Source organism: Pseudomonadota bacterium (assembly GCA_030859565.1).
In the GTDB taxonomy this organism is placed as follows: domain Bacteria; phylum Pseudomonadota; class Gammaproteobacteria; order JACCXJ01; family JACCXJ01; genus USCg-Taylor.
In genome coordinates, this window is the sequence record JALZJW010000024.1 from 1 (window position 1) to 12,492 (window position 12,492).

11 protein-coding genes and 2 pseudogenes are annotated in these 12,492 nt (G+C 53.8%); 5 read left to right on the plus strand and 8 right to left on the minus strand.

The window, feature by feature from the left end; all coding sequences use genetic code 11:
* The 6 genes from M3436_05460 to M3436_05485 form a co-directional block, all read right to left on the minus strand.
* Positions 1-240: hypothetical protein (locus M3436_05460; protein ID MDQ3563594.1), on the minus strand; the 240-nt coding region annotated here is incomplete at its 3' end.
* A gap of 20 nt (positions 241-260) precedes the next feature.
* A complete protein-coding gene (locus M3436_05465) occupies positions 261-476 on the minus strand; it encodes a TIGR03758 family integrating conjugative element protein (protein MDQ3563595.1) in 216 nt (71 codons plus the stop codon).
* Between the two features lie 3 nt (positions 477-479).
* Positions 480-770, minus strand: a complete 291-nt coding sequence (locus M3436_05470; GenBank protein MDQ3563596.1) for an RAQPRD family integrative conjugative element protein — start codon at positions 768-770, stop codon at positions 480-482.
* Positions 771-784: 14 nt separating this feature from the next.
* Entirely contained in the window at positions 785-1,438 is a 654-nt protein-coding gene (locus M3436_05475; GenBank protein MDQ3563597.1) for a TIGR03747 family integrating conjugative element membrane protein, read from the minus strand.
* Between the two features lie 327 nt (positions 1,439-1,765).
* Positions 1,766-2,488: an ABC transporter ATP-binding protein gene (locus M3436_05480; GenBank protein ID MDQ3563598.1), complete on the minus strand. Its 723-nt coding sequence runs from the start codon at positions 2,486-2,488 to the stop codon at positions 1,766-1,768.
* Positions 2,481-3,224: an ABC transporter ATP-binding protein gene (locus M3436_05485; protein ID MDQ3563599.1), complete on the minus strand. Its 744-nt coding sequence runs from the start codon at positions 3,222-3,224 to the stop codon at positions 2,481-2,483. Before M3436_05485 ends, M3436_05480 begins: the two co-directional genes overlap by 8 nt.
* 130 nt (positions 3,225-3,354) lie before the next feature.
* Between M3436_05485 and M3436_05490 the strand changes: the two are divergent.
* Both M3436_05490 and M3436_05495 read left to right on the plus strand, forming a co-directional pair.
* A pseudogene (locus M3436_05490) lies at positions 3,355-3,595 on the plus strand (type II toxin-antitoxin system Phd/YefM family antitoxin).
* A pseudogene (locus M3436_05495) lies at positions 3,592-3,855 on the plus strand (Txe/YoeB family addiction module toxin). The pseudogenes M3436_05490 and M3436_05495 overlap by 4 nt, the downstream one beginning before the upstream one ends.
* A 21-nt stretch (positions 3,856-3,876) precedes the next feature.
* On the opposite strand, the gene M3436_05500 reads toward M3436_05495, so the two are convergent.
* Positions 3,877-4,761 (minus strand): L-histidine N(alpha)-methyltransferase, encoded by an 885-nt coding sequence (locus tag M3436_05500; protein MDQ3563600.1) that lies wholly within the window; start codon positions 4,759-4,761, stop codon positions 3,877-3,879.
* Between the two features lie 1,282 nt (positions 4,762-6,043).
* Complete coding sequence (locus tag M3436_05505) at positions 6,044-7,201, minus strand: ABC transporter substrate-binding protein (GenBank protein MDQ3563601.1); 1,158 nt, start codon at positions 7,199-7,201, stop codon at positions 6,044-6,046.
* 986 nt (positions 7,202-8,187) lie between these two features.
* Here M3436_05505 and M3436_05510 point away from each other — a divergent pair.
* The 3 genes from M3436_05510 to M3436_05520 are packed head-to-tail and all read left to right on the plus strand — an operon-like array spanning position 8,188 to position 10,466.
* The gene (locus tag M3436_05510; protein ID MDQ3563602.1) at positions 8,188-8,796 is read left to right on the plus strand and encodes a LexA family transcriptional regulator; all 609 of its coding nucleotides are present in this window, start codon (positions 8,188-8,190) and stop codon (positions 8,794-8,796) included.
* Positions 8,790-9,674 carry a three-Cys-motif partner protein TcmP gene (tcmP, locus tag M3436_05515; GenBank protein MDQ3563603.1) on the plus strand — a complete coding sequence of 295 codons (885 nt, stop codon included), beginning with the start codon at positions 8,790-8,792 and terminating at the stop codon, positions 9,672-9,674. The genes M3436_05510 and tcmP overlap by 7 nt, the downstream gene beginning before the upstream one ends.
* Before the next feature lie 24 nt (positions 9,675-9,698).
* Positions 9,699-10,466 carry a phage Gp37/Gp68 family protein gene (locus tag M3436_05520; protein ID MDQ3563604.1) on the plus strand — a complete coding sequence of 256 codons (768 nt, stop codon included), beginning with the start codon at positions 9,699-9,701 and terminating at the stop codon, positions 10,464-10,466.
* The last annotated feature ends 2,026 nt before the right edge of the window (positions 10,467-12,492 follow it).

Below are 12,492 nucleotides of genomic sequence, written 5' to 3' on the forward strand. Positions count from 1 at the left end.
GATGAGGATAATCGTGGTGATGGCCTGGCCCGCGTAGCCCTGGAAGAAGTCGATGAAGTCGGAGCCCGAGGCGCCGCCCGGAGCCGCGGGCGCCGGGGGGAGATCGGCCAGTGCGAGGCCCGCCATCCAGAAGAGGCTATAGATCAGCATCGCCAGCAGTGTGACCCGCCAGAAATCGTCCGCGAAGGTGGAGCGCGGGGCGGCGAGCTCGTGCCCATTGCGGGGTGATATTGTTGTCATGGGGTGATCCTCCTATTGGGTTAACGGATGAAGAAAAGCAGCAGGAGCAGCAGCACGAGCCCGCGGGCGATGTAGAACATCGCATCGAGGAAGCGCACGCCGTTGCCTGCCCAGGACTCGAACTGCCCCAAACCCACCCACGCGGCCCAGAGGATCGCAATGGCGGCGACCAGGCTCGCGATGAGGGTCAGGAGCGTCGAGGCCTCGAAGCCCGCACCGAGCGCAAACTCGGCCATGGGCTACCTCCGGTAGTCCCCGGCGAGCGGCGCGATGCTTCTCGGCTCGCCTTGGGGGGCGTTGAGATGCTCCAGGATCCCGTGCCGGACCCGATCGAGATCCTGTTTGAGCCAGGCGTACTGGAAGCGGATCCGTTGCGGATAGCCCGCTTGGGCCTCGGCGGCACCGGCCAAGGCTTTCAAGGCGTCGATTTCATAAGCGAGGCGAGCCAAGTGCTCGCGCTCGCCCGCGGGATCCGCGTGCGCAGCACCTACCCCGACCAGGATAAAGAGACAGATGATTCGTAGACGCATAACCTCCTCCTGACTCAAAGATGTTTCTTGAAGGTCGCAGCGGAGACCGCGAGGAAAATCCCAAAGAGCCCGGCCGCGGGCAAAATCACGAGGTTGGGATGGATGCTCGCAGGCCACGCCAGATACAGCACCCAAGCCGCGGCGACGCTCGGGGCGACGAGCCGCTTCGCGTGGTGATAGACAAAACCGGTTTCCCGCGCCCCGCCAAAGCGCCGCCGGTCGCGCTCGATGAGCCCGTCGGTCAGGCCCACGATTCCGGCCAGCGCGAAGACCGGGGTGGCCAAGCACAGCACCGCCAGGCGCACCGCATAGACTTGGGTGATGGTGATGGCGGCGAGGAGGTAGCTGGCAGCCGGCGCGTAGAGGATGCGAGAGATTTTCAAGCGGGTGGAGTCTTGCGGCTGGGCGGGTGCATTCAGTCGCTCGACACCACGTGCAATTCCCGTCACCTCGAACCCATAGTGGTAGAAGAGATCGGCGAGGCGCCGGGCGAAGCCCGCGGGATCGGCGCTCACGAGGCTCTGGGGGACGCTCGCGGCGAGATATCCGAGCTCGGCCTCGAGCATCCGCCGGCTGTGGTGCGGGCCCTCCTCGGGCCAAAAGACACTCATGCCCAGCCACTCGGCGAGGATGGAGAAGACCAGCCCCAAAATGAGCCAGCCGAGCACTTTGACGACGGCGAGGCAGAAACCGCCGATGACACCGGGCTCGGCGGCCTGTTGGGGAGCGGGGGTGGCCCAGGACCGTCCAGGAGATCAGGGTGCCTAGGAGCAGGAAGGAGAGACGTTGTGACATTGTGAATCGCCTCCTCGCGATAGGTCGCATCGCGCAAGAGGTTTACGCCTCTCAATCGAGTCGGACAAGGGAAAACCCTAAATCCGTATCCGAGGGTTTTCGCTTGACGCGGACAAAAAGGCCCTCCGACAGAAGGCTTGAAGGTGGGTAGGCGGCGAGGCGCTAAGTGGGCGCGAACTCGATTGCTTTGCCACAGGGTGTCACAGATAGACTTCTCGCAGCCTCACATCGTCTCTAAGCTCATCTGTCGAACCTGAAAAAGACACTTGGCCGTTGCGTAGGACGTAAACGCGCTGAGCGATCTTGAGGACCTCGCGTACCTTCTGCTCGACGATCAGGACGGTCACGCCAGATGCCCGGTTGATTTCCTGTATATGGCTCAGAGCGTCAGCTACGAGCGGCGGCGCAAGGCCGAGGGAGGGTTCGTCCAGCAGGAGCAGACGCGGTGAGAGGATCAGCGCGTTGGCGAGAGCTAGCATTTGCTTTTCACCCCCGGAGAGGGTTCCCGCCCGTTGGCGTAGACGGGGTTTAAGCCCGGGGAACAGGGTTACGACTTGCTCTATGCCGTCATTCAAGCGCGCGTTGCCCGGGAGTGTGAGGCCGCCTAGCTCCAGATTCTCCCGTACTGTCAAATCGGTGAAGACGCGGTTTCCCTGGGGGACGTAGCAAACACCTAAGCCCAGCAATTCGCGTGGGACGGGTGAGTTTAAGCGTCTGCCGTCAAGCGTCATATGTCCGTTCCAGGCGGGAAGCAGACCGAATACGGTCTTGAGCAGCGTCGATTTACCTGCACCGTTGTGGCCGATCAGCGCCACAATCTCCCTCGGCATGACCTCGATATTTACGCCATTGAGCACCTGCTTCTTTCCATAGCCGCTGACGAGGCCCTGCACTTCTAAGAGGCTCTGGAAGCTTTCAGGCAAGGTAGGCCTCCATGATCTCGGGTCGCTCCAGCACGTCCTGGGGCGCCCCCTGGGCGATCACCTTGCCTTCGTCCATTAGGATGATGCGATCGGCGATCTGGCGTACCGCGATCAGATCGTGCTCGATGAATATCACAAGCTTTCCAGTGCTGCCCAACTGAGACAATAACTCCAGTATATGAGTCACCATTTCCGGATGTACGCCGGCCACGGGCTCATCGAGGAGCAGGACTTTGGCCCCCGTTGCCAGACAGCAGGCGAGGGTCAGGAGCTTCTGCTGTCCGTAGGAAAGCTCGCCCGCCAGATCGGAGGCCTTCGCTTCGAGACCCACGAAGCGCAGGAGTCTCAGCGCCTCGTCGCGGTTTCGTTTTTCTTCCGCCGCCACGCCGAAACGCGACAGTGCCCGCCATAAACGCTCACCGCGTTGCGCGGGCCTGGCCAGTAGAACATTTTCCAGTACCGGGACCTGAAGGATCAGGCGCAGATCCTGAAAGGTGCGCGCAACGCCCAACCGGGCAATGCGGTGTGGGGGTAGATGGCTGGTTTCCTGCTCGCCGAAAAAGCAGCGACCGGCATCTGGTTGAAGGAAGCCGGTCAACACGTGGAGCAAGGTGGTCTTGCCTGCTCCATTTGGACCAATGATGGCGATGATAGCCGAGTTCGGGAATCGAAGATGCACGTCCACTAGGGCGTGGACGCCATCAAACGATTTTGAAAGGCCCTCACAGCGTAGCATGATCAAATGAATAAAATAGATAAGTAATCCTTACCAATCCCCAGGTTTCTCGTTCGGCCCGGCAGTTTGAGCTAACGTACGTCAAGCGTACTATATAGACGATTCAATTTAACCTATTGAGGAATGGCCGATGACGACTCTCCCTGCCAGCGAGGCGAAGTCGAAACTCTATTGCTTGATAGACGAAGCGGCTTCCACGCACACTCCCATACTCATCACCGGCAAGCGCTCGAATGCCGTTCTATAGCTGAGGAAGACTGGCGCGCGATTCAGGAGACTATGAACCTATTGTCCATCCCTGGCATGAGAGAGTCCATTCGCGAGGGGTTGAATATACCCATCGAGAATGCGCAAAGGCCCTCGACTGGTGAAATGGCAGATCATCTTCACCAGGCAGTCTCAAAAAGACGCAAAGACACTAGCTGCCGCCGGGTTGCGGCCCAGAGCCGAGGAATTATTGGATATTCTTAGAAAAAATCCGTCTCAAAACCCACCTTCCTACGAAAAACTGGTTGGTGACCGGCAGGTGCCTACTCCTGCAGGATAAGTGTGCAGGATCGACTTGCCTATCAAGTGCTGGAACAAGAACGAATCGTAAAAGTGATCTGCATGGTGGACCCATTATCAATAATGGCCCAACCGCGTTCCTAACTCACCGCCCAAACCCATAGCGCCCTACGAATCCTTGCGGGCGAAACATCATCATGAGCACCAGTAGAATTTGTGTCCTTTCTAGAAAGTCACTCAGCTTGTCTCTATTGTATCTTCGGGAATACGCGAGTTGCGTTGCGCCGAAAGCAGGACTGTTCGCGGTGACCACTATAGTTTCCGTATCTGGCACGTCGCTCAGGGCGTCAGGCGCCACCGCCGCTGCCGGGTTGTGTTTATTGAGCTTGAACTTCTTGTCAAATTGCGACACGGTCCTTGCCACGAATCGAAAATTAGCACTTGTATCATAACCCTCTACATGGGAGCTTTCGTGAAGCGCTTCAACAGTCTGCACACCCATCAGGAGATACGAGTGAGCATTAGCTAGCCGCTTACAGGACTGGAGAAACAAAGTCTCCTCTTGGTTACCAAATAAACCACCAAGTAATAGAAACACCACCGGACCGTCCGTATCGGGTAGCAACTTGTCGATGACGGGTAACCGGTCAAAGTCAGCATGTACGTACGTTAGCTGAAAGTTATCTCTGTCGCAGAATTCTCTGAACCCACTCGCTGCCCATTGGAGCATTTGGCTGTTTATATCTACTAGAAGCACGCAAATGCGCGCTTTCTCGTTTAGAGTAAGCAATTTTCGCAGAAGCCATCGTTCCTTGATTCCAGCCCCAACTCCGAGACAGATAAATGTATATGTGGTGTTCCCCCAACGTGCTCGCATCGTCTTAACGAGGTTGCTTAAGGATTGTGAGAAGGTTGTTTCTGAGTTGCGTGCGATTGTGTAGTCGGGCTGCGCGAGCAAGTCGTGGTATAGGCGTCGACTGTCTACATGCCAAAATAGATATTTATTTGACAGGGTTTTCTTATAGGACAACTCATAATGAATTTTTCTGGCGATGTCCCGGTGTGACTCGCGATCGACGTATCCAGCAAAGACGTCAAGTGGTTCTAGCCCAGATCGGGGGGGATTGGAACTCCTAGCCGATTTTTTAGGCTAATCGGCGGACGACCGGACGTCCGCTCTGGTCCGGTTGCGGGAGTGAAAGCTCCCGCTGTCCTTCCCGGGTGATCGGTTGCAAACATTGCCCTCGGCAGAGGAGTCCCCCAGGTCCCATCGGCCCCTACGTTTTTTAAGGCGCCCGTGTCCGGCACAAATTTCCTGAGACTATCGACCCAACGCTGAAAATGTAGTGTGAGGCGCGGCCTTGACATATTTAGTTCAACCAAGACATATCCTTTCGGGGATCCCGCTGCTTCGTAGCCAGCCCCCGAAGCAATGGTCACGAGCGGAGGCTCCGTGCTAAGCTCCACCCTAGCAGCGTTCCGGTGCAGGTGCCCCCTGAGAGTGCAATGAAAGAACCCGGCAATTTCGTTACGCGTTTGTTCTTCGTCGTATTCAGAAAGTCGCGAGAAAGGGTGATGGAGGAGCGCAATCCTGAGGTCACATTCGTTTAGCTGCCTCGTATCACGTTTACAGTCACTAACTTGCCATCGTCCGACGACCATTCGGCGATTAGCTTTCTCATCGTCTTTGCGAGAGATGAGAGCTGAATTGAGGCCGGCAATTCCGACTTCCACTCCGCAAGACGCCCTAAAACGACAAACATAATACGCGCGTTCCGGTGTAAGCAGATTATCCGTCGGAATGAGGCTGGACAAGACGCCCTGAAAGTGAGTGAACCGCTTTAAAAGGGTCGCGCACCGCGCGTGGCTCTCGTAAAATTCCTCACCGGCTGCCTTATAAGAAGCTTCGTCGTGAGCAGACTCAAGCGAAGAAGCTGATAAAGCCTGCGAGTCGTCGACGTCGTGATTGCCCGGGACAATAAAAAGTTGATCAGGAGAAATGTTTGCTGCTTCGACGACTTGTGTTAGGTGGCCAAGCGCGTGCCGATACTCCGTTTCCTGACCGGAACGTGCAAGATCGCCGCTATGTACAACGAAATCCGGCTTAAACGCGTGTCTAGGTTTTTTGTTGGGGGTCACACGCGCCTTAATATCCTTTATAAGGGCGTCCAATATCTCGGTAATATCCCTGGACGGCGGGTCTGTAACGTGCCAGTCGGACACATGAATCCAGCGGACGATTTTCTGTTCCATCGAGTTCCCCAGGATAGCAGCGGGTTAAGGATATGCTGCTTTCATGAATAAGTAGTCTCTCAACGCTCCACGCTATATTTTCTTAATACCTTCGCATCATTCGGACCTACTAATTGTTTCACCAGCACATCTTTTTTTACGTCGCCGTTCGGCAAAAATGTCGTTTCTCCTGTGACCCCAGGGAAATCTTTGATGCCGGCAAGACAATTTCGTATTTCCGAAAGATCAAAGTTGCAGGTGCGTAGTGCTTGGATGAGTATGTTGCCGGCGTCGTATCCATGACCGGCCACTACGTCCGGTAGTGCCTTGTAAGCACGCTGGTAACTTTCACGGAACGCCTTGGTATTAGAGGCTTCGGGATCGTACGCAGGTGTTGTAAAGATAATGTTCTTTGCGGACTGTCCTACTATCGCCGAAAACTCCGGCGAATCTACAGATAGGTTTGCACTAACAACAAGGGTAACTCCACCCTCCACTAGCTGCTTCACTAGGTGTCCATTTTCTACGGGCTGTCCCGGAAGATAGACAAACTCAAGGTTTCGCATCGCTTTTAACTTACCTATGATGGGTCGAAAGTCGACACTTCCTTGATCATATCCTTCATACAGAAGGACATTGCCACCGCCAGATTGATATCGATTCTTGAAGGCTTCGGCCAGTCCAAGGCCGTACTCATTATTCACATAAACCACTCCGCCTTTCTTCAGCTTAAACTCCTTAAGCAGATAGTCGGCCATTACCTTGCCGTCGTAGTCGTCCGATGCCCAATTCCGAAAGAGGTGATTACCCAGCTCAGGAAATTTAGGGTTCGATGCTCCTGGGGCAAACAATACAACATTGTTCTTTTCTGTCACTGGAGCAATAGCCATTGCAACTGAACTCATGAGGTCGCCAATAATAATCCTCACGTGGTCAACAGCTATAAGTTTCTTCGCGGCAGACACTCCTGCTTTAGGGTCGGATTGTGAATCCTCGACCATGAGGCGGACTGTATGGTCGGGAGAGCCCGCATTGAAATTGGAAATGGCTAATTCGAGGCCGTGCAAAGCATTTTTCCCGGGTCCCGCCACTGGACCGGTAAGAGGGAGTATTACTCCTACACTTATGGCCGCCGGCCTATTTTTAACCATTTCAGCAGGCTGTTTAGCAATCGATAAAACGATCGTGAGAAATATGCCTAGCGCAATAGAAAGCCCTACCCAACTTTTCCTCGGCATCGTGTTGTCTCCTCTTGGTTCAATCGGTATGCGAGGCCTGCGCGTCACGCTGTGAAAACATCCTGTAGCCAATGGCGAATGTACCGTCGCCGCTTCAACTACTATTACCTTGTCCGAAGGTGCGTTGACAAGCTCCGAATCGATGTATGTTCCATGGTAACAAGGTCGCTCAAACAGCTCAGCGTCGTCGGCGCCGCCAATCCAGACGGGAGGCATATATTTTATGGGCTTGTTCCCTCTGCTCTTAAGCGCCAGCGCATCAAGGCCAGAAACGCCGAGTATAGTGCGGTTTGCGCCATTTTGTTAACGAGGACCGGAGACTGGGCCCAGTGGGTCAGCCTGAAGTTAAAGGTGGTCGGTATAAACCGTAGCCTCCCGGACTGAGGGAAGTCGACGGTGGGCCAGCTCAAGAGATCGAGCCCGGTACCTACCGTACCAATTCCGGATGCGTGGACAACACCTCGCTTCCCGATCCCTCTTTCTCGAAGCTCCAGTCCTACCGGTGGCTGGCGTCTACCTATGCCCAGAGCGCACCCAAAGTCGCTTGACCTTCGGCGTCGTATTCTGCGTACCCGTTGGTAAGGGGTGCACTTAAAGAACGACCGGCCCAGATGCCCGCTCGTTACGGGGCCCAGATAAGAGCACCTCCTTCTCGGATGAGACCCTCGTCATCCAGGGTCAATTTGTGCTCGTCATGTCTCTATGTGAAAACAATCGGTTACGGGAGTCTCCGGACTGAGCCTCGTGTTGGCTCTACGGCGCTGCTTCAATTGCCGACAAAACAAAGAGATACTCTTTCCTGAGGAGCACGATTCGTTTGCTTTTCAAGAAATCTGCGGCTAGAACAAATTTACCCTGCCTCGTCATCTGTGAGGGCACGCGGCACGCAGGTCAAGAAAGTACCCATGCTATCGAAAGGCTGTCGTACACCCACAATCCACAAATCATTTGACAAAGTGTACGATCGTACACTAACATAGCTTTTCATGGCACGTCCAAATAACGATCCGGCTTACTTGAATGCGCTTCGCGACTACTATGCCGAAAATCGTGTTTTGCCGAGCTATGCGAAGATCGCCCGCTTGCTTGGATTCCGATCCAAGAATGCGGCGTTGAACCTTGTAAAGCGTCTAGTGGATTGCGGATTTCTGCGGCGAACGGGCGACAACCGAATTGCGCCAACGGAGGAGTTCTTGGCTCGACCAATGGCAACAGAGAGAGTAGCCGCGGGTCAGCCAACCGCAGTTAGCGATGCGGGCGGAGACGTAATTAGCATCGACCAGGTATTGATTCGTAAACCGTCGCGCACGGTGCTCGTATCCGTCAAAGGGGATTCCATGAAAAATGCTGGGATCTTCGAGGGTGATGTCGCAGTCGTGGAGCGCGGTGCAGATGTAAAGACGGGTGATTTTGTTGTCGCGATAGTCGACAACAAATTCACGCTGAAAGAGCTGGGCTATGAACAGGGAAAACCTGTCTTGCGGCCTCACAACCCGGCGTATCCTATGATTCGACCAAAGGAAGACCTTGAAATCTTCGGCGTCGTAGTGGCGCAGTTCCGATCGTATGCTACCAAGAAGGTACAGGCATGGTAATGGACACTTACGGTGGCGAGTGGACAGAACGTAAGCTGACCTGCCTGGGCAAATATCTTGCGGCTTACCGGACGATCTTTTCCGGGAACCCGAAGGCGAGATATTTCATAACGTGGTACGTAGACGCGTTTGCGGGTACCGGAACACGAGAGAAAAAGGAACAAGCGGCAACGCCGCTTTTCGCAGAAACGTATAGCGATGTAGATGGGGAGAGTTACCGCGACGGAAGTCCAACGATCGCATTGGGACTAGCAAGTCCGTTTCACCGGTATCTATTCATTGAGAACTCAAAGAAGCGAATCGAGGCTCTAAGAAAGTTAGTCGATACCCAATATCCGGCAATGGCCGATCGCTGTACGTTCGACCTGACGGATGCGAACGTGGGTCTAAAGAACTGGTGTGTGCATCGCGATTGGAAAAAAGAGCGAGCAGTCGTTTTCCTGGATCCGTTTGGTATGCAGGTCGAATGGGAGACCGTCGATACCCTCGCAAAAACAGGCGGGGTGGATCTTTGGTACCTGTTTCCTCTCGGCATCGGTGTAGCGCATACGCTCACGCGTGACGGAGTGATTGATGAAGCGTGGCAAAGGCGGCTTGATGTGATCTTCGGAACGGCAGACTGGCGCGATCGTTTTTATCGCAAGGAAATGCAAACGACACTCTTCGGCGAGGAGGATCGGCTCGTGCGCGATGCATCCGAGCAGGCGATTGTGAAGTACATTGAGGAGAGGCTAAAGAGCGTTTTCCCGAAGGTTGCTAAAGGTCTGTTACTGCGCAATTCAAAGAACAATCCCTTGTATCATTTGTGCTTCTGCGCGTCCAACATCAAGGGTGGAACAGTCGCAGTGAAAATCGCTCAGGATATCTTGAAAGAGTGAGCCCAACGGTCGAGCGACTCTGTTATGGCAACAGCATCGAAAATCGAGTGGACTGAGAAGACCTGGAATCCCGTCACCGGCTGTGTGAAAGTGAGCGCCGGGTGCAAGCATTGCTACGCGGAGCGAATGGCAAAGCGCCTGTACGCAATGGGAGTGGAGCGCTACAGGCATGCGTTTAAGCCAACGCTGCATCATGACCTGATCGAGTTACCCAAGCGTTGGAATAAGCCCTCTATTATCTTCGTCAATTCGATGAGTGATCTTTTCGAGGACGCAGTACCGCAGGACTTCATCGGCAAGGTCTTTAACACCATGTGCGCGTGCCCGCAGCATACATTTCAAATACTCACCAAGCGAAGCACCAGGCTGCGCAGCATGGCGCAGCGGCTCCCCTGGCCACAGAACGTGTGGATAGGTGTGAGTGTCGAGAACGAACAGGTAGTCCAGCGCGTGCATGATTTGAAGGATGTTCCGGCGAAAGTCAGATTTGTCTCATGCGAGCCTTTGCTGGCTCCGTTGCCCAATCTTCCGCTCGATGGCATCCATTGGGTGATCGTCGGGGGAGAATCAGGGCCGGATGCGCGACCGATGCGGGCGGATTGGGTTGAAGGCATCTATCGGCAATGTCAGGCCAGGAACGTGTATTTCTTTTTCAAGCAGTGGGGTGGCGTTCGCAAGGATCGGACTGGACGTACCTTGCATGGTCGGACGTATGACGATATGCCAATCATTGCATCCTCGGCGCGCCAAACAGGTCCATTCCGTAGCCCTGGCGTTCATGCGGCGGCCTAGCGGAACCTCCCCGGCAAGGAACCGTTTTGCCCGGCTACCACAGCCACTCTAAGTAATAGCAGTGGCTGCCGACGTTTTATCGTTCCGTCCGCGGTAACTACGTCCGCACACCGAACGTCGTGCCTCAGACCACCTTAGTATCAATCCCATCGTTCCGTTGATTAGGACACCTCCCCCGCCCGGGAGGTGTGATGGAACCTCCCAGGCGGCGGGATGTGGTGCGAATTAGCTATGGGCACGCTCTCGTGCCGTATCATCGCCGAAGTCAGATGAGTCCGCGTTCCGCCATCAAAGATCATTCTAAAAATAACTAGCGTGGGGGGTTGCCCTAACGCGGAAAATCGCTTTCTCAAAAGGGGCTTCTAATCGCGGGATCAATAACCCTAACCGTTGTTTTCTACCCAATAGGTCTTTATCGTGCTTAACGTGTTACAAGATTATATTTGACTATTACAGACATATCTTGTATAAAAAATGGGTTAGCACTCCAGTGACTAAGCACATGATGTAATGACTTCTGCGGAGCTAGCCAGGACCAGCGTTCGGGTCAAGTCGAACGAACGAGTTACGCCAGTAATACCCGGTCTCTTCAAAGAAACCTCGGAAGAAAACCTTCGGTTCCTTTTTGGGGCGTACGGGCCAACTTTAAACATGAAACAGCTTAGCGTAGTTCTAAAAGCTACTCCTGCGTCACTAGATAACAAAATAAGAGCCGGGAGATGTCCTGTTCCGACCTACCGCGAAGGCGGACACCGTGTAGCCGATGTGCGTGACGTTGTCGCATATCTGGACAGACGTCGCCAAGAGGCCCGGCAGGAATTCGAACAACAGCAAAATCTTGTAAGTTTACCGTCCCACCGTTGATTCATTTATCTTCTTGCGGATTTCTAATGGCTTAGGATGTGTATAGCGTTTCAACGACTTCCAGTCTGAATGACCCGTAATTGCAGCAACTTCCTGTATCCCCAATCCTAATTCGAACAAACGACTCGTCGCTTCGTGTCGCAGATCGTGAAACCGTAAGTCTGATAACGACGCGCGGCGACAGGCTCGTCCAAAAGCTTGAGTTATAGAATCGGGCCTTAAGCCAAAAAGGTATCCGTCCGAGCGTTTGGGTAGCGAAGATATTATGTCCAAGGAAATATCGTTGAGCGGTATAACGCGTGGCTTATCAGTTTTTGTTTCCGGGATTGATAATTCTACCCCTCGCACATGCTCGTACCTGATATTAGAAACTTCCCCTCGTCGGAGTGCAGTTAACCCCTGGACAATAAACCTTACGATCTTGGGGAGTAGTTTCGATTCTGAGGTTCGCTCAATCTGATCGATTTGATCGTCCGTTACGCGTTTCACGCGGCTTTCGCTCGTCTTCAAACTACCCGTAAAAGAGAGCACCTCGCGCGCAACGGTTACGGGATTTTCACTTAGTTGAAGCTTGATTATCCCGCGTGCGAAAGTTACCGCTCTCGATAACGTATTTAAATCCTTCCTCACCGACTCTCCTTTCACCGACTGTAAGCGCGAGTCAATAAAATTGATAACGGATTCGGGGCTTAAATGAACCATCGAGAGATGCCCTAGAAACGCACGAATGACCCTTATTTGACTTCGCATCGTTGAAGGCGATCGCACACGAGGAAGAATCGTTAGCTCGTATCGATCTAGGACTTCATTTAGTGTGATTCGTCTAGCAGTTAATGTCTCATAATAAGTGCCTCGTACAACGTCATCTTCGATGCGCCTCGCCCATTCACTTGCCATCGTCTTCGTACGAAACGTACGCACGATAGGTTTGTGACCCAACCTGCGTATGATCGCCTGAGTTTTACCGGACGGTAACGTTCTTAGGTACGCCATTGCCCACGAAAAAAATTGATTGGATAGTCTAGAATATTTCAGCGCAGGTACTTTTAAATGCGATCCATTTGCGATCGTAATATTGTTCGATTTATATATATCTGAACTATCAGAAGGTTACAATATGAGAAATCCGCCTCCTAGCGGGAGGTCGCCGGTTCGAGTCCGG